This is a genomic window from Pseudoalteromonas sp. SCSIO 43101 (assembly GCF_023650775.1).
Taxonomy (GTDB): Bacteria; Pseudomonadota; Gammaproteobacteria; order Enterobacterales; family Alteromonadaceae; genus Pseudoalteromonas; species Pseudoalteromonas apostichopi.
This window is the reverse complement of record NZ_CP072674.1, coordinates 236,873-254,682: the sequence shown is the minus strand read 5'-3', so window position 1 is coordinate 254,682 and position 17,810 is coordinate 236,873. Positions and strand designations below refer to the sequence as shown.

The window sequence follows — 17,810 nt, the reverse complement described above, 5'->3', positions numbered from 1 at the left end:
TTAAACTTGATCTAGATCAAAGAAACTTCATTCGCAGCAATCTATATTACGCGGCTGCAATTTTAACTGCTTTTGAAATCCAAGGTTAGATTTTAATGGCAATACTCCATCAGCGTGCTTAAAGGTTTGTCATGGCATTACTCATCAATAACAAATGTATTAACTGTGATATGTGTGATCCTGAGTGTCCGAATGAGGCTATCTATATGGGCGCGAAGATATATCAAATCGACCCTAACAAATGCACCGAGTGTGTTGGGCATTACGATAACCCTACTTGCGTGAGTGTATGTCCTATCGATTGTATTAAGCCAGATCCAAATCATCGTGAAACGTTAGATGAACTGGCAGAGAAATACGTTAAATTGACCTCTCAAGCTTCTTAGTTAAATCACTTTTCTTAATTCTTTTTACTTATTTTAAAGTGGCGCCCCGTGTTAATTGTTCTACAATTTTATGAACAACAACACGTTAATAAGAAATCAGAGCGTTTTATGTGGTTTAGCAAATCATTACAGGCTGAAATTGATGCGTTAAAGGCGGAACTTTATCCGTTAAAAGATCTTACTTCAGGCATTGATGAAGAGATGCTGGTGCTTAGACTACGTGCTGATGGCACAATGGCCTATATTAACCAGAACTTCTTAGATGAATTAGGTTACTCGCAAAGCCAGCTAATTGACTCGCCCTTTCAGGATATTATTACTGAACAATGTCAAAATACTGACCAGTTTAAAGATTTAAAAAACGCCATTGAAAATCAACAGCATGGAGTTGGGCACTTACAAATAACCCGTTATGACGGCAAACTTGAGTGGCTGCGATTAATTGCTCATCCTGTTCACACAGAGCAAGGGGAGCTTAATTACTTTGCTATTTACGGCACTGTACTTACTGATGCAATTTCTACCTCTCGTGAACAGCGCGACACTATTAATGCTATTTATCGTTCTATGGCGGTTATAGAGTTTGACCTTGAAGGCAAGGTTATTAACGCAAATGAACCGTTTTTAGAGAGTATGGGTTATAAAAAAGAAGAGATTGTCGGTAAGCATCATCGCATGTTTTGTGAGCCAGAACTTACAGAATCTGCTGAGTACGAAAAGTTTTGGCAGCGTTTAAGGCGCGGTGAGTTTGTTGTTGATCGCTTTAAACGTGTTGATCGTCATGGCAATGAAGTTTGGCTTGAAGCTTCATATAACCCAATTTCTAATGATTTCGGTGAGCTTTATAAAGTAATGAAGTTTGCAACCGTGATCACTGAGCAAGTTAATCGTGAGAATGCAATCTCCCAAGCTGCCGAAATTGCATATGGCACATCAACAGAAACTGATAAACTGGCTCAACAAGGGGCTGAGGTGTTACAAAACACCATGACGGTTATGAATGAATTAGCTCAGCAGATGGAACAAGCCGCACAAGAAATTTCTGCGCTTGATAAACAGTCACAACAAATTGCTGCTATTGTGCAAAGTATTAGTAGTATTGCAGAGCAAACAAATTTGCTGGCACTCAATGCCGCGATCGAAGCTGCCCGAGCGGGTGAGCAAGGTAGAGGCTTTGCTGTGGTTGCTGACGAAGTTCGACAGCTTGCATCGAGAACTTCAAAAGCCACAGAAGAAATTGTTGAAGTAGTTAACGATAATCAGTCTCTTACACAAAATACAGTTAAGGTTATAGAGCAAGGAAAGGTAAAAGCCGAGCAAGGTGTCTCATTATCAAATGAGTCAGGTCAAATGATGGAGGATATACAACGTGGCGCTCAACAAGTTGTAGATGCGGTTGGACAATTCGCTAACCAACTTAACCACTGACAAAAAGCCTACACAGCTAGGCTTTTTTAATGCTATTTAATTAAATCATTTCTTATTTTCCCTCAAGAAACTTCCTATTGTCTTGAAAGTTGATATTTACCCAACTTTTTTACGCTAAAATCATCGAACGGTACAGATTAAGTAGTCCTTATCAAGCTACTCTGTGATGATTTAAGTATTTAAGGTGGGATGCTTTATGTTTTTTACCCAGCCATTGAAAAAAAGGATAGCTCAGTTAGAGGATGAATTGTTTAGTGTATCTCAAGTCATAGATACATTAGATAATAGAATGTTTACACTGGAATTAGATAAGGAAGGTCGTATAACATTTGCTAATACACAAGTATTAGCTGAACTTGGTTATACAGAAATACAGCTAATAGGAAAACCTATTCTTGATTTGGTGCCTAATAATGCCAAAACCACAAGGCATTACCTTCATTTAAAACGAGCTATTTTAGACAAATCAGCCTGGGTTGGGGCCGTACAGCTTTTAAATTTACAGGATCAACAAGTTTGGTTAAGAGCATTTTTCCATCCGATTGTGAGCAAGCAACGAGGCTTTGAAAAGTTTTCACTTCACGCCAGTGTACTAACTCGCACAATTGAAACATCGCGAGAAAATAAAGACTTAGTTCAAGCGATAAATCGCTCTATGGCGGTCATTGAGTTTGATTTAGATGGCTATGTTTTAAAAGTGAATGATCAATTTTTAGCTGGTGTTGGTTATACGAAGAACGAAGTTATCGGTAAGCATCACCGCATGTTTTGTGAACCAGCTGAAGCTAATTCAACAGATTATGCCGAGTTTTGGCTTAAATTAAAAAAAGGCCTCTTTATTTCGACACGATTTAAACGTGTAGATAAATTAGGAAAACCAGTTTGGTTAGAAGCGACCTATAACCCTGTTTTTAATGAGCAAGGCGTGCTCTATAAAGTCGTTAAGTTTGCTACTGTGCTCAGTAAGCAAGTAAATCGAGAATTAGCTGAGCTTCAAACGGTTGATAATGCTTACAATATATCAGCTGAAAACGATAATGCAGCGCAGCAAGATGCTACAGGTTTAGATGAAATGGTCCGCGTGATGAATGATTTAGCAAGACAAATAAAACAAGCAGCAGCTGAAATGACTGAGCTCGATAAGCAATCTCAACAAATGACTGCCATTGTACGAAGTATTAGTAGTATTGCAGATCAAACAAACGGACTAGCACTTAATGCTGCAGTTGAAGCGGCTCGTGCGGCGGCACGAGGTCGCAGTTTAGCTGTTGGTCAGTTTTCACAAAAGATAAAGTGAATTTATCTATGCTTATACTGTGTTTTGCAATAACCACGAGATATATCAGGGTGGCGTAATTTTAAGTGTTTGGTTTGTCGGCCCGCCGCGCGTTTTCGCCAAAGTTTAAAACTAGAGCTTGTTAACTGCTCACGCATTAATGCGATTACGCTTTTTTCATTTAAGCCAAATTGCTGGTTGATTGCTTCAAACGGGGTTCTGTCTTCCCATGCCATTTCGATGATACGAGATATTTCATGTTCTAAGTGCTGCATTACGACTCCTTTTTGTTGCTTATACGTACCTGCAGCAGATTTAGATTATAAGATATCCTGTTGCCAGTGCTCTGCTAAAAAGTCGATGAACGCTCTCACCACATTTTGTTGGAAGTTACGCGACAAATACACCGCCCATAAGTGAGAGCCCATAGTTGTATGCTCTGGCAGTACTTTAACAAGCTCTCCTGATGTCAAATAGTCATTGGCGAGATCGCAAGGCAGGTGAGCAACCCCCATTCCTTGTTTGGCAGCTTTTAGAAGTACGCCCATATCGTTGGCAACTATGTTGCCCTTAACAGTCACTTTTTGTGTGTTGTCGTCGCGTTGAAATTGCCAAACATGGTGTTTGTTATGAATAAGGCAATTATGTGCGGTTAAGTCACTGGGCTCATTTATCGTTTGATTTGCTGATAAATAATCGTTAGATGCACACACTGCGGTTGCGATATACATTAGCTTGCGTGCAATGAGTCCTTCATCGGGCTGGTGGATGTAACGCAAGGCTATATCAACGCGGTCATCAACAAGCTGCGATAAACTATCCGAAAGTAAAAGTTCAAATCGAGTCTGTGGATGGCGTTTGGTGAACTCTTCAATGGCATCAAACAGCTTATGTTGTCCAAGCCCAATGGGGGAGGCAACTCTTATGGTACCTACCAATTCGTTGTTATGGCTGTGTGCTCGGCTTTGTAAATCAGACACTTGGTTCAATATTTGCTGGCAATAGCTAAGGGCTTCTTCGCCTTGAAGGGTTAAACTCACTTTGCGTGTTGTGCGATGAAATAACCTTAAATTTAGCCATTTTTCAATATCTTGAATATGCCTAGAAACTTGTAATCGGCTTAAACCTAAATGCTCAGCAGCTTGAGTAAAGCTGCCTGTGCGGGCAACTTCGACAAAGCTAGTAATAGAATTGAGTTTATCCATTGGTATCTTAATATGAAACAATGTGTGTCTATATAGTGTATTTATCAGTAATTAGTGAACAAGTAAACTGCAATCATTGAAACAAACAACGGAGCATTCCTCATGAAATTAGCAGTTATTGGCACAACAGGTTGGATTGGCAGCCACATTACATCAGAAGCACTCGCACGTGGTCATCAAGTCAATGCATTAGTAAGAGACGCAAGTAAAGTAACTCAAGAAAACATCACTGTAACTGAATTTGATTTAACAAAAGACGATATCGCAATTGCAGCTGCAGGTAGTGATGTTGTTATTGCTGCAATTGGTGGTCGTGCTTTAGGTAACCATGACATTGTTGCAAACACAGCAAAGCAATTACTAAACGCGCTTGCAGGTACTGGCACACGCATTTTATGGGTGGGCGGTGCAGGTAGTTTAGAAGTCGCACCCGGTGTAACCCTTGTATCAAGTCCTGACTTTCCTGCTGAATACAAAGCAGAAGCAATTGCTCAAGGCGAGGCGCTTGATGTATTTAGAGCATCAACAACAGATACACTATGGACGTTTGTATCACCCGCAGCGGTTATTTACCCTGGTAATTCAGAAGGCCCATACCGTGTCGGTGGCGATAGCTTCTTTACTGATGCAAACGGCGAAAGCAAAATATCAGTTACTGATTATGCTAAAGCGATGCTTGATGAAGCGAAGTCGGCGGCACATTTAAATCAACGTATTAGTATTGCTTACTAATAGCGAGCCTTTTTTAGGCTCATAAAATGGTATTCTTTAGCGATGTGTTTAGCTATTTATTTAATTTATGAGCCTGTTATTTTCTATTGCACTTGCAACCATTCCCGCCTTACCTGAAGCCGTCGCTAACAACGCTGTAGCGAAAGTTGTTATTGATGAACAAGCCTACTTCTTAAGTTTTATGGGCTTGAGCTCAGGCAAAGCACATACCGATGTTCACAATAAAGTGTGGGTACTCAAAGTTGGCGATAACGCATGGCAAGCGGCAAAAGCAGTGCCGAGTACATTGCCACTTACTGGTCGCTTGGCGAGTACTGCAGTGGGCGTTGGTAAACATGCCTATGTATTTGGTGGTTATACGGTGAGTGCAGAGCATCAAGAAATCTCTTCACCTGATGTATATCGCTATGATGTGCTTTCTAATTCATATACGCAACTTGCCAATATGCCCGTGCCTGTGGATGACAGTGTGGCGCTCTCATACCAGCAGCGTTATATCTATTTAGTCAGTGGTTGGCATAATGATGGGAATGTTAACCTAGTGCAAGTTTATGATACGCAAACAGATACTTGGCATCAGGCTTCGCCATTTTTAGGTCAACCGGTGTTTGGCCAAGCGGCTGCGATCAGTGGTAATACTATTTTAGTGTGTGATGGTGTAAAAACACAGGCAAATGCTGATAAACGTCGTTCTTTTGCTGCAGTTGCACAGTGCTTAAAAGGCACTATTGATGCTGATAACCCTTTAAAAATAGATTGGCGTACCGTGCCACATCCAACAGGGGTTGCCCATTACCGTATGGCTGCAACCAGTTTTAATGGCGACATCTATATGATGGGCGGCTCTGATAATCCATATAACTATAATGGTATGGGGTACGATGGCAAACCAGCGCTAGCGAGTGATCATGTTTGGCGCTTTGATATTGATAAAAACACGTGGCAAGTGATGCCAAAAGCCGATACTGCGAGCATGGATCACCGAGGTTTATTAGAGCACCAAGGAAGTTTGTATCGTCTTGGTGGTATGGACAATAATCAACAAGTGACGGCCGATGCACTTGGTTACAAGGTAAAGTTATCTTTATGAATATACTCTATATTACTGGGGCGGGAGTGAGTGCCGCTAGCGGTATACCGACCTTTCGTGGCGAAGATGGCTTTTGGACCATTGGTAGCAAAAATTACACGCCAATGGAAATGGCAACACGTGCTATGTACGAAACTAATCCACGAGAATTTTTAGCTTGGTATTATCATCGCTTTGCAACGTATCGCCATCACGGTCCCAATGAGGTACATCATTGGTTGAGTGATAAAAATCTCATTACGCAAAATATCGATGGTCTTGATGGCAAAGCTGGTAACACTGATTTTATTGCTATTCATGGTCGTTTAGATCAAATGACACTGTTTCACCATCAAGGTGACGATGTGATGGTTTTTAATGCGCCGTGGGAAAAGGTCAACGAAGACAACCTACACAGCTCGTTGCTTGAGGTGTTTAATATCAATAATGAAAGCCCGATGATTAACGAATCGTTTAAGCCTTACGTGTTGTTATTTGATGAATACTACACTGAACTTTATCGTATTTCACAGGCGCAACAGCGTATGCTCGATGCCGATAAAATCGTCTTTATAGGCACTTCTTTTAGCGTTAATATTACGCAAATGGCACTCGATATTGCACGCAGTCAAGGCATACCGATTGAAGTTGTTGACCCTGATCCTACTCATGTATTTCATCCGAATGTGACATACCACAAGATGACTGCGCTTGAGTATGTTCAGCAGCAAGGGTAAAAATAAGGCGCTTTTATTAAGCACCTTATTTAATTATTACTACTGTTCAGCTTTTGTTGCTGTGATGTTTAACCGCGCTTGTAAGGGATCTGGTAAAAATTCTGCAGTTCCCGACTTATTCATTTGCAGTATAAAAGATTCATCATTTTTATATGCTTGCCATGTCGGTAAGCCTGGGCCATTTGGTGTGCCTAATTTAATAAAATTAGTGACATAACGGTGCATTATTTTAGCAGCTTGCTTATCTTGCTCAGTGGCCACATGCCCATATTTAGCTGCCACAGTGTTAAAAAAGTACGGAATTTCGCTGGCGTGCTCTGCACCGGGTTTATCTAAAGTTTGCGCTACATAACCAAAACGATATAGAAAGGCATCATTACCCATATCTGTCACACGTTTTGCAACGAACCTTGCTGGCTCTTGCATTAAAGCATCTTGACCAACTTGATAATTGAGTAACGGTAACGGAGTGTCGCCATTTGCATCGTAAGTCATTTTGGCTTGTGTGCTGTGAGGGGCAAAGCTTGCGAATAGTGCTTCTTTTGAAGCAAAATTTGCAAAGCCTAAGTCCATATCTGTTGTGCCAACCATTGTTGCAACATGGCTAAATGTACCTTTGTTCAAGCGCGCTTCAGTCGTGGTATTGATAATGGTGCCATCAATAATTGGCCCGCCAACGTAAGTTGAATCATCATTGATTTGTCGGTTCAATGTGCTTAAGTTTAGATTATCAATCACTTCTTCAGCAGATAATTCCCTTAGCGCTGCAAGGGCATTTTCATCACTGCCTAAAATGGTGTGTTGCTTGGCAAAGTTTTTGCCAATTTTTTCAGCGCTTAAGACTGTGTCCTCGTCACTATTAAGTGGCAATTGCTTAAATAGCTCTCGCCCGCCAGCTGACATAATAACCGCTTGTTGGAATAAGCCATTTGCAGCAGGAGTTTGCATCATGGCATGAACCGATGCACCACCTGCAGATTCACCCATGAGTGTCACTTTTGAAGCATCACCACCAAATTGAGCTATATTTTGTTTCACCCACTCAAGTGCTGCAATTTGATCCATTAATGCGTAGTTACCCAATGCGTCATTCTCAAAACGAGTAAGTGCAGGGTGTGCAAAAAAGCCAAATCGGCCTAGTCGATAATTAAAGCTAACAAATATAACCCCTTGTTTAGCAAAGTTCTCACCTGAGTAAACCGCGGGCGATGCACCCCCATTTACAAAGCCACCACCGTGGACCCATACTACAACAGGGTATTGAGTATCACTGTGCTTAGTCGGTGTAAATACATTTAAATAAAGGCAGTCTTCCGAGGGCGTTGTTGTAAGCGGCGCAGCATCTGCTGCAAATGGCTTTTGCATACAGTCAGGCGCGTAATCGTTAAGTACTTTAACACCTTGCCATTTTGGCACTGGCTGTGGTGCTCGCCAGCGTAAGTCTCCCACAGGAGCTGCAGCATACGGAATACCTTTATAAGTAATAAAACGCCCTTGCTGCTGTCCTTGGATGAGCCCACCAGTCACAGCGATATGATCAGATTGAGGCTGTTCTTGGCAGCCTTGCAAAAATACGGCAGAGCCTAATAGTAAAGATGAGTAAAAAATCGATTTTAGAATACGCGATGTCATAACAAAGCCTAGGCTATTTGGATAAGGCTTATAATATTATATATTTGTACATTCTTTAAGTGGAATGCTTCTAATCTAGCGATTGACTGTAGGTTAAGATGCAAAGCACTAAGATAAAAGAACTATTTGTAATTCTATTTCTTACTCTGCTGAGCTAAGATTTCTAAAAGTACCTAAAAAGTGGTGTAGTAATGTGGTTTAGTAACAATAAAGATCAACTCATTCATGAGTTGCAGCATGATGTTGATAAAGGTCAGCAGTATTTAGCTGGGATCAGAGAAAATATTGCTTATATCGAATTTACACCCGATGGAACTGTTCTTGAAGCCAATGATTTGTTTTGTAAAACAATGAAAGTGCAAGCAGGCGATATTATTGGTCAGCATCATAGTAAGTTTTGTGCGCCTGAATATAGTAGCTCAAAAGAATACCAAACCTTTTGGCAAGATATTGCTAGAGGCCAAGCAAAGTCAGGGGTTTTCTCTCGCATTAATGGTGCCGGCGAAGATATTTGGCTGCGTGCAACTTATTTTCCCGTTAGGGGTGATGATGGCCAGGTACGCTGTGCGATTAAGTTTGCTTCAGAAATTACCAGAGAAGTTGAAAAGCTTGATGAAATGTCGGCAATTTATGATGCCGTTAATAAAAGTACCGCGATGATCCGTTTTACTCCTGATGGTCATATTATTTCTGCAAATGATAATTTTCTTAATGTTGTGGGTTACAGTCTCGCTGAAATCCAAGGTCAGCATCATAAATTGTTTTGTTATGATGACTTTTATCAAAACAACCCCAACTTTTGGCAAGAGCTTGCGAACGGGCGCATTTTTTCTGGGCAATTTTCTCGTAAAAAACGTGATGGCAGCCCGCTTTATTTAGAGGCAACCTACAACCCTATTTTTAATAAACAGGGTAAAGTGACGCAGATTATTAAGTTTGCATCTGATGTCACCGCCAGAGTTAACAGCACCGAAGAAGTTAAACATGCAGCAGAAAATGCAGGCTGCACTTCGAAGGAAACCTCGCAAGTCGTGACGAATGGTCAACAGCGAATTTTGAGCAGTGTTGAGTCATCAAAAAAAGTGAGCGAGCAGGTTCATCAAACTCGTGAATTGTCAGATGTATTAGCGCAGCAGTCATCACAAATAGGTGAAATTGTAACGACTATTAATAGCATCGCAGAGCAAACAAACTTACTAGCCTTAAATGCAGCGATTGAAGCCGCTCGAGCAGGGGAGCATGGTCGTGGTTTTGCGGTGGTCGCCGATGAGGTTAGAAATTTATCGCAACGTACTTCTGCGTCAACCAGTGAAATATCAGGTCTTATTGGGAAGACTCAAGAAATTGCAGCAAAAATGACAGCCCTTATCGAAGAAATAGAAGCGTTGTCTGGTGAGTCTCAACAAAATGTTGAAGAAGTCAGCATGATAATGGGAGACATTAAATCAGGTGCAGATAAAGTGGTGGATAAAATATCCGAAGTGATTACTCGCTACGATAAACTTTAAAACAAAAAGCCCGCATTGCGGGCTTTTTAGTGGGGTATTGATACTAATCTGCAATAATACATAATTATTTTGAGGGATTAAACCTGTCGCTATCTGCGTTAAAAATTCCTGATTTAGAACAACTAAATAACGAAATTTTTGCATTGTTACCAACAAGCTTTTATTGCCTCAAAATAGACCACTTAATTAAGTGAATTGGTATTAAAGCCAATATTATTCAGAAACTGTGAAAGACACGTTTAAGTCTTCACCCGATGTTACTGTAATTGGTTTAACTTGATAAAGTGTAAATGCTTCGTCTTGAGTTTCTACGTCATCGATATGCGCTGCACAGGTGTAGGCAAGTTGGTAATCACCTGGTTGAATGAACGCAAGTTCAAATTCGTATTGGTTATCTTCGCTATCGAAAATAACATCAGCAGTTGCAAGTGGTGAATCTAGTGGTGTTTCATCTTCGTTAACTTCATAGTTATCCATTGGCATTTCAACATCGCTGCTGTATAGGTAAACAGCATGACTGAATGAGCCATCTTCTAATGCGATACCGATATTATCTGTTTCACAGTTAGCGATGAGTACGTCGCTAACAGTACCTTCGATATCTTCAGACTCGGCAAGGTTTTCTAAACGAACACCGCGTGGTTTTAAGAAGATCTCATCACTATTTTGTGGATCAACCAATGACTTTTTAAGGTCAAACTCAATAACAAAGTCGTTACCAGCTTGGTTAAGGGTAAAACCATCAAGTTGGATTTCACCTACACCATCGTTGCCTTTACGCTTAACAACCAGTGGTGCAATGCTGTCATCTTCGTAAACAACATGCGAAGTCATGGTTAAATCGTTTGTGTCACCATTGATCACATCTGCACGGACCCATTGATATTCGCCAGCAGGAACTTCTTCATCTTCTAGTAAAGAAAATACATCATCACCTGTGTAGTCTAACAAGTTAACCATTTCAGGCATGGTTTCATCATCATCTTCACGGGTCTCAAAAGTGAACTCTTCACCACCTTGGGTTTTCAATGTGATTGAATCAAATACAACATTAACAGCTTTTAAACCTGTCACAGGTGCGTCAGACACACCTAACGTGAATTGTGCAGTTTGCGGCTGAGGATCAACCGAGTCGTTCTTGTCGTTATCTGAGCCACAACCAACCAGTGCAAATAGAACGGCGCTGCTAAGTAATGTAGTTTTAAAGTTCATCATTTCTTCCCTATATGTTCTAAAAATTTACTAATAGTGTAATAACTAAAACTTAATGTAACTTGAACTACTAATAGTAAGTTTCTGGTAACACCTTTGTACCTTTTTTGTAATGAGATGAAAGTTTTTAAAGGTTTAATTTCAAATAAGAGTGTTTTTGAGGTAAATCCATTTTTCATCCACATTTTGCTGACACCATAACGAAAAATAAAAACCTAGGAACAAAAATGAAAGTTATTGACTTAGAGAAGCGCTTTGAGCTTAGAGCTTGGGTCTTGTTAAGTGTATTTAATATGCTCTTATTGGTAGGTTATATGCATAGTAAGTCGGAGTTAGGCAATTTATTTTTTAGTTTTTTACTGTGCAGTGTTTCGTTGTTATTGGCGCTACTTGTAGTGAACTCAAAACGCAATTTAACAGTGTGTCGCCATGGCGTGTATTACCGTAATTTATTTGGACAATGCCGTCATATGCATGCAAGACAAGTGCAGTTTATTCATCATTACTCACTTTTTGGTCTGCGTTTAGTTCTTATTATGAGTGAGAAATATGCCTGCTTTGCGCCATTTTATAGTCTCAGTCATAAGCAGCAACAACGCCTTAAGCGCTACGATAATGATTTATTCGATTGGTTAAAGAACTTACAAAAGACCAATGATTTTTGTTAAGCAGGTATCTCTACCTGCTTAACAATTACGCTAAAATGTTAGGTTTTATAACGACTTACATTTTGTTCTAATTGCGTTGCCGTGTCTGACAGCTCATGCATGTATGATGTGGCTACATCGGTATCATTGGCGGTTTTGTTAGCAATATCAACAATGGTCGTCATGTTTTGATTAATCGCTTCAGAAACTGATGTTTGCTCTTCAGCGGCTGTGGCAATTTGTGCATTTTGTGATGTTATGGTGTTAACCGAAAGCAGTACTTCATTAAGCGCTTTTTCGACTTCGCCCGCCTCATTAACACTGGTTGCACTGCCTGATTTAATTGACTGCATAATGCTATTTACAGTTGTTGTTCCTTGCTGTACTTGCTCAATCATTGCTTCTATTTCGTGAGTACTGTCTTGCGTGCGTTTTGCAAGCGTACGCACTTCATCAGCCACCACTGCAAAACCACGGCCCGCTTCGCCAGCACGTGCCGATTCAATTGCCGCGTTTAGTGCCAATAGATTCGTTTGCTCAGCAATGTTTCTGATCACATCAAGCACACTACCAATTTGACTCGATTGTTGATTAAGCTGATCGACCGCATTAGCTCCTTCATCAACTTGTTTGGCAAGGCCGTTAATTACTTTTATAGCGATAAGTAACTGGTTGTTAGCTTGTTTGACTAAATGATCGGCATGTTCAGCAGCGGTTGAGGCCTCTTGGGCACTGCGTGCCACTTCCATTGACGCCGCTGACATTTCGTTTATTGCCGTTGCAACTTGTTCACTTTCTTCATGTTGACGATTAATACCTGCGTGCATATTGGCAAGTAGCTCATTGAGCTTATGTGACGCTTGATTCATCGATTGCGATGATTGGCGTATATCAATAACCATTTTTCCGACGTCATCGGCAAAGCGGTTAAACGAGCTGCCAAGTTTGCCGAGTTCATCGTCTCGTTTCACCATTAAACGCTGGGTTAAATCGCCATCACCTTGTGATATATCGTTCATTGCTAGTACGGTTGTGTGAAGAGGGCTAGTAATACTGCGCGATACCACCACAGCAATCGCTGCGGTAATTGCAACTGCAAATACTGAAGCGATAATAGTATTAATAAAGGCATTATCAATACCTTCATTAACTCGTTGCTCTGTTACTGCAACTTGTTGCTCAAGGCCGCTGATCCAAAAACCTGTTCCTAGTACCCAATTCCATTTTGGTACCAAAGCGGCATAACCGAGCTTAGGATTTACACTGCCATTGGTATTTTTCCAAGAATACTGCACATAGCCACCGCCTTTCTTCGCCGCATCAATGAGCTCTCGTATCAGATAAACCCCATTAGGATCTTTAAAATCATAAAGGTTTTTACCCTCAAGAGAGGCGTTAACGCCATGGGCAATGTTGATACCTTTAACATCATAAACAAACACATAGCCGGTATCGCCAGCATCATCAAAACGCAAATTACGTAAGATACTTTTTGCTTGGTTTTGCAGCTGTTCAGTATTAGAGCCATCATCTTGCGCGATCAGGTGAGCAATCGAGCTCATGGCAATTTTTTGATAGTTACTGACTTCGGCCTTTCGGTCGTTTTCCATTTGTGTGGCAAAACTTTCAACGGTTTGTGCACCACTGTGTTTTGATTGCACATAGTTGTAGAGTGTCAGCATAATTGCAATGAGTAGGGGGGGAAGTAGGGCTAGAAAGAGTACCCGTTGCTGTATTGATAGCGCCATTTATCGCTCCTAATAAAAATCCGCAGTACTAGTTTAGTACGTTTAAAGATTTTTATTAGTCGACTTTATGGTTATATCAATTGGCTATAAAAGCAGATCTAGGCGACTTGCTTATAAAAATACACCGTTGCGTCAAATTCACCGGAGGAACTTTTCGCAAAACCAGGAATAGTGCCAGCTTCAATATAATCGAGTTTGCGATACAAATATGAGGCAGTATCACCTTGGCGGGTATCAAGTACCAGTAATTGAATACCTAATGTACGGGCGTCGGTCTCTAGACTATTCATCAATTGTTTTGCTATTCCTTTGCCTTGATATTCGCTGTGTACCATGAGCTTTTCTACCTCGCCGCGGTGAGCGCCATTGGCCTTGGCGCACAAAGAAAGCTGCACTGAGCCAATCACCGTATCACCATCAAGGGCAAGATAAAGCCTACGGTAAGGAGTTGCTAAATCTCCATCGACCCCTTGCCAGTAGTCATGTGCTGACTGTAATGATAAAGGGGCAATAAAGCCGATTGATGCGCCACTGGCAACGCTATCAATCAGTAAAGTATTGAGTGATTTAGACACCCCTTTAATAGAGTGTACTGCTTTAAGTTTCATTATTTATTCTTGTTGAAATGGATACACAGAGCCTAAATTAAGTAAGCTGGTTAACTCATCAAGTGCCTGATAGCTTTCGGTTAAAAGCAGTGGGTCGGCAAAGTCGTCACTACTTAAAGAGTCACGGTAATGCTTATTCGCCCAACTCACTAGTTGAGTATATTTTTCTTCGCTGAAGCGCACACCCGGATTCACCGCTGCCAGTTCGTCAGTATTGAGTGCAACACGTAAGCGTAAACAAGCAGGGCCACCACCATTTTGCATGCTTTGGCGCAAGTCAAAAAAGCGTACTTGTTGAACTGGGTTATCTGCCAAAATCATTTCTTGAATGTAATCGTGAACGGCTTGATTGCGCTGACACTCTTTAGGGGCAACCAGCATCATGCTGTCATCACTTAAGGTAATTAATTGGCTATTAAATAAATAGCTGCTTACGGCATCTTTAATGCTCACTTTATTGGTTGGTACTTCAATAATATGCAGTGGCTTGTTGCCAAGGTAGGCTTGTTTAATTTGTTTTAAAGTATCAGCTTGATGCAAAAACGCTTGTTCGTGGCATAAAAGTACATTGCCATTGGCCACAGCAATTACATCGTTGTGGAAGACACCTTGATCTATTACATCAGGATTTTGTTGAATAAATAACTGATTTTCTGGCTTTAGCTGATGTAAACGGGCAATTGCTTGCGATGCTTCTAGAGATTGTCTTGCAGGAAATTTAACGGGTTTTGGTAGGGCGCTATTAAAACTACTTGCACCATAAACAAAGATCTCAAGCCCTGCATCTGCATGGCTGTCACATAATCGATTATGATTTGCGGCACCTTCATCACCAAAAAAGCCTTGATCAGGTAAGTGTGTATGATGGCTAAAGTAACGCTCATCGTTAAACATGGCTTTTAGTAATGCCGTTGTTGTGACAGGTTCTAACGAGCGGTGAAATTTGTTATTTAAGTTAGCAGCCGTAAAGTGCACTTTGCCATCAAGAGTATCGACTGAAGGCGAAATAGTGCCAGCATTGGCTGTCCACATTGCCGATGCACTGTAACAAGCTCGCAGTAAAACAGGGTCGGCTTTAAATGCTTTTTCAATAATTTGGCTATCGCTGCCTGTAAAGCCTAAACGCCTTAGCACATTAATGTCAGGGCGAGCATGAGGTGCAAAAATACCTTGTTCTAGGCCTAATTCGTGCATTGCCTTCATTTTTTCAAGGCCTTGTAGCACAGCCTCTTTGGGGTTGGAATGAGAAGAGGCGTGACTTAGTGAAGCGACATTGCCATACGATAATCCCGCGTAATTGTGAGTAGGCCCCACTAAGCCATCAAAGTTTACTTCTACTGCGTGCATACTTAATCCATCATTATTGTGCGTGTATTTTAACCATACAGAAGTTATTTAGCTGAAGCTAGCTAACTCCATTTCTACATTACGTAGACTTTGTTGAAGGCGCTTCTGAGTGGCAATTAAATACGCTTTTTGTTTGTTCTGTTTAACTTGTTGCTGTCGTGCAGCTTTATATAACACACGCTTAGGAATGTCGTACTGCTCAGACGCTTCGGTGATTGTAAGTTGATGAACCGAAATTTTTTTAAGCGCTTCAATAAATGCGGGGTCATTATTTAACATAGCGACGCTCCAAATCAGCAACATTATGCGGATCGTTTGCTTCATGCATATGCCATGTGCTGATGTCTAATCGCCAAAGTAGATAAAGAGTGTGAAAGAAGTTAGTCACGTTAGTCTCCTTGTTAGTGCCTGTTCATACTCACTATAGGAAGATCTGTGCCAAACCTTTATTAAATTTAAAAGCATTAAAAATCAATTGGTTAATATTTTTTGGCTGGGGAGTCCCTAAAATCAGGCACTAAAATAGTGAAAGGTAATTGCTGTAATGCACTTTAATGATGCGTGTTTTTATTAAAGGGCGAGGAAAAACGCGATGTGAAATCGCTGCTACATGCTCGCATCTCGCTTCATGAAACTTTACTCTCTCTAACTTTCCCCTCGTAACTCATACCTCGTTACTCAAACCCTTCCAATACCAGCTTTCCGCGAGCCTTATGAGACTCTAAAATCCTATGGGCTTTAATAAGGTTTGCTACGTTTATCTTACCTAAATGTTCACCCAATGTTGTTTTGATTGTGCCGTTATCAACTAAGGTGGCTAGCTCTGAAAGAAGCTGATGCTGGGCAATCATATCATCGGTTTGGAACATTGAGCGGGTATACATAAACTCCCAATGCAACGAAATACTTTTACGCTTTAACTTTAAAATATCAAAGCTTGCAGGGTCGTCGATCAGTGCCAATTTACCTTGTGGCTTGATCACTTCCATAATGCTATCAAGGTGTTGGTCGGTGTGCGTTAAGCTAATTACGTAATCAAATTCACTAAGTTCAGCTTCAAGGCGTTGCTGGTTAAGGTTTTTGCTATGATCAAGCACATGATCAACACCTAAATCTTTAAGCCAGTTGGCGCTTTCTTCTCGTGCGGCGGTACCAACAACTGTTAAATTGGTAAGCTGTTTGGCAAGTTGCACTAAAATTGAGCCTACACCACCTGCGGCACCGATCACTAATACAGAGGCTGGTTTATTGTTCTTAGATTTTTCAATCTGTAAGCGATCAAACAATAACTCCCATGCCGTGATACTGGTTAATGGCAGGGCGGCTGTTTCACTATTGCTGAGGCTTGTTGGTGCAAGACCGACAATGCGCTCATCAACAAGTTGCAGCTCAGCATTACTGCCTTGGCGCGTTAAGTCGCCAGCATAAAACACACGGTCACCCACATTAAATAACGATACTTTGTCGCCAATAGCTTTAATCGTACCCACAGCGTCCCAGCCAATAACCTTATAGCCACTCTCGGGTGACACATTAGCGCGAATTTTAGTATCAACTGGGTTTACTGAAATTGCTTCTACGGTTACAAGAATATCGTGACCTGTGGCAACTGGATCAGGTAATTCAATCGCTTGTAGTGATGAGTCAGATAACGTTGGGGTTGCTGTGGTGTATCCAAATGCTTTCATGATGGTGTCCGTATTGATGAGTTTTGAACACTATAGCGCATAGAATTATATTAAAAAGAGTTGTAATCCAAATTCACTTTCAAATAATTTTTGTTAATTAAGGTCACCATTTACTAAATCGAGTAACTCAATTAGTTGCAACGCTTGTTGATCGTTAATGCTTGGGAAGCGACAACGAATTTTCGACGGTATCTCAGCGGCTTGATCTTGCATCGCTTTGCCTTTGGCTTCGAGCTGAACGAGTCGTTTGCGTTTATCTTGGCTATCTTTGATGATCGATAATAATGCTTTGTCGCTCATTTTTTTTAAAATTTGCGTCATCGCACCGCCATCAATGGCGGTTTTTTCAAGTAGTTCAGCAATGCTGATCTGATCTTTTTCCCACAGCGCCATCATCACTACGTATTGCGGGTAGGTTAAATCTAATTGATTGAGAGAATCTCGATACGCACGGGCAATCCCATTCGATGCCATATATAAGCGATGGCATAGCTGGTTATCTAATTTTAGTTGTGGGTATTTCATACTCGATCCTCAAAACTTAATAAGAGTATTTTAATTTGCATGCAAAATATTTGCAATCCCGA

General features: G+C 40.9%; 18 protein-coding genes. 8 read left to right on the top strand and 10 right to left on the bottom strand.

Annotated elements, in window-relative coordinates:
- Positions 1-131: 131 nt before the first annotated feature.
- From J8Z25_RS18260 to J8Z25_RS18245, 3 genes are all read left to right on the top strand, one after another.
- Positions 132-386: a YfhL family 4Fe-4S dicluster ferredoxin gene (locus J8Z25_RS18260; RefSeq protein ID WP_054562570.1), complete on the top strand. Its 255-nt coding sequence runs from the start codon at positions 132-134 to the stop codon at positions 384-386.
- A 108-nt stretch (positions 387-494) separates the two neighbouring features.
- A complete protein-coding gene (locus J8Z25_RS20890) occupies positions 495-1,814 on the top strand; it encodes a methyl-accepting chemotaxis protein (RefSeq protein ID WP_130053034.1) in 1,320 nt (439 codons plus the stop codon).
- Positions 1,815-2,103: 289 nt separating this feature from the next.
- Positions 2,104-3,111, top strand: a complete 1,008-nt coding sequence (locus tag J8Z25_RS18245) for a PAS domain-containing methyl-accepting chemotaxis protein (RefSeq protein ID WP_168990045.1) — start codon at positions 2,104-2,106, stop codon at positions 3,109-3,111.
- Between the two features lie 2 nt (positions 3,112-3,113).
- Here J8Z25_RS18245 and J8Z25_RS18240 read toward each other — a convergent pair whose 3' ends face one another.
- Both J8Z25_RS18240 and J8Z25_RS18235 read right to left on the bottom strand, forming a co-directional pair.
- Complete coding sequence (locus J8Z25_RS18240) at positions 3,114-3,365, bottom strand: TIGR03643 family protein (RefSeq protein ID WP_130052834.1); 252 nt, start codon at positions 3,363-3,365, stop codon at positions 3,114-3,116.
- Between the two features lie 45 nt (positions 3,366-3,410).
- Entirely contained in the window at positions 3,411-4,295 is an 885-nt protein-coding gene (locus J8Z25_RS18235) for a LysR family transcriptional regulator (protein WP_250662293.1), read from the bottom strand.
- A 102-nt stretch (positions 4,296-4,397) separates the two neighbouring features.
- Between J8Z25_RS18235 and J8Z25_RS18230 the strand changes: the two genes are divergently transcribed.
- The 3 genes from J8Z25_RS18230 to J8Z25_RS18220 all read left to right on the top strand — a co-directional run bounded on the left by J8Z25_RS18230 (position 4,398) and on the right by J8Z25_RS18220 (position 6,833).
- Positions 4,398-5,027: an NAD(P)-dependent oxidoreductase gene (locus J8Z25_RS18230; RefSeq protein ID WP_130052832.1), complete on the top strand. Its 630-nt coding sequence runs from the start codon at positions 4,398-4,400 to the stop codon at positions 5,025-5,027.
- 67 nt (positions 5,028-5,094) lie between these two features.
- Positions 5,095-6,117 carry a Kelch repeat-containing protein gene (locus tag J8Z25_RS18225; RefSeq protein WP_250662292.1) on the top strand — a complete coding sequence of 341 codons (1,023 nt, stop codon included), beginning with the start codon at positions 5,095-5,097 and terminating at the stop codon, positions 6,115-6,117.
- Positions 6,114-6,833 (top strand): SIR2 family NAD-dependent protein deacylase, encoded by a 720-nt coding sequence (locus J8Z25_RS18220; protein WP_250662291.1) that lies wholly within the window; start codon positions 6,114-6,116, stop codon positions 6,831-6,833. The genes J8Z25_RS18225 and J8Z25_RS18220 overlap by 4 nt, the downstream gene beginning before the upstream one ends.
- Positions 6,834-6,872: 39 nt before the next feature.
- Here J8Z25_RS18220 and J8Z25_RS18215 read toward each other — a convergent pair whose 3' ends face one another.
- Complete coding sequence (locus J8Z25_RS18215; protein ID WP_250662290.1) at positions 6,873-8,465, bottom strand: carboxylesterase/lipase family protein; 1,593 nt, start codon at positions 8,463-8,465, stop codon at positions 6,873-6,875.
- Positions 8,466-8,656: 191 nt separating this feature from the next.
- Between J8Z25_RS18215 and J8Z25_RS20815 the strand changes: the two genes are divergently transcribed.
- Positions 8,657-9,973: a methyl-accepting chemotaxis protein gene (locus J8Z25_RS20815; RefSeq protein WP_130052820.1), complete on the top strand. Its 1,317-nt coding sequence runs from the start codon at positions 8,657-8,659 to the stop codon at positions 9,971-9,973.
- 213 nt (positions 9,974-10,186) lie between these two features.
- Here J8Z25_RS20815 and J8Z25_RS18200 read toward each other — a convergent pair whose 3' ends face one another.
- Entirely contained in the window at positions 10,187-11,185 is a 999-nt protein-coding gene (locus tag J8Z25_RS18200; RefSeq protein WP_250662386.1) for a DUF4382 domain-containing protein, read from the bottom strand.
- A 227-nt stretch (positions 11,186-11,412) separates the two neighbouring features.
- On the opposite strand from J8Z25_RS18200, the gene J8Z25_RS18195 reads away from it, so the two are divergent.
- Entirely contained in the window at positions 11,413-11,853 is a 441-nt protein-coding gene (locus J8Z25_RS18195; RefSeq protein ID WP_250662289.1) for a hypothetical protein, read from the top strand.
- A 38-nt stretch (positions 11,854-11,891) separates the two neighbouring features.
- Here J8Z25_RS18195 and J8Z25_RS18190 read toward each other — a convergent pair whose 3' ends face one another.
- The 6 genes from J8Z25_RS18190 to J8Z25_RS18165 form a co-directional block, all read right to left on the bottom strand.
- The gene (locus J8Z25_RS18190; protein ID WP_130052818.1) at positions 11,892-13,580 is read right to left on the bottom strand and encodes a methyl-accepting chemotaxis protein; all 1,689 of its coding nucleotides are present in this window, start codon (positions 13,578-13,580) and stop codon (positions 11,892-11,894) included.
- Between the two features lie 98 nt (positions 13,581-13,678).
- Positions 13,679-14,188 (bottom strand): GNAT family N-acetyltransferase, encoded by a 510-nt coding sequence (locus tag J8Z25_RS18185; RefSeq protein WP_130052817.1) that lies wholly within the window; start codon positions 14,186-14,188, stop codon positions 13,679-13,681.
- Between the two features lie 3 nt (positions 14,189-14,191).
- Positions 14,192-15,535, bottom strand: coding sequence for an N-succinylarginine dihydrolase (gene astB, locus J8Z25_RS18180; protein ID WP_250662288.1), 1,344 nt, complete (start codon positions 15,533-15,535; stop codon positions 14,192-14,194).
- A gap of 48 nt (positions 15,536-15,583) precedes the next feature.
- Positions 15,584-15,814 (bottom strand): helix-turn-helix domain-containing protein, encoded by a 231-nt coding sequence (locus J8Z25_RS18175; protein WP_054562555.1) that lies wholly within the window; start codon positions 15,812-15,814, stop codon positions 15,584-15,586.
- A 395-nt stretch (positions 15,815-16,209) separates the two neighbouring features.
- On the bottom strand, positions 16,210-17,223 hold the full coding sequence (locus tag J8Z25_RS18170) for a zinc-binding alcohol dehydrogenase family protein (protein ID WP_250662287.1): 1,014 nt from the start codon (positions 17,221-17,223) through the stop codon (positions 16,210-16,212).
- A 93-nt stretch (positions 17,224-17,316) separates the two neighbouring features.
- Complete coding sequence (locus J8Z25_RS18165) at positions 17,317-17,748, bottom strand: MarR family winged helix-turn-helix transcriptional regulator (protein ID WP_130052814.1); 432 nt, start codon at positions 17,746-17,748, stop codon at positions 17,317-17,319.
- Positions 17,749-17,810: the final 62 nt, after the last annotated feature.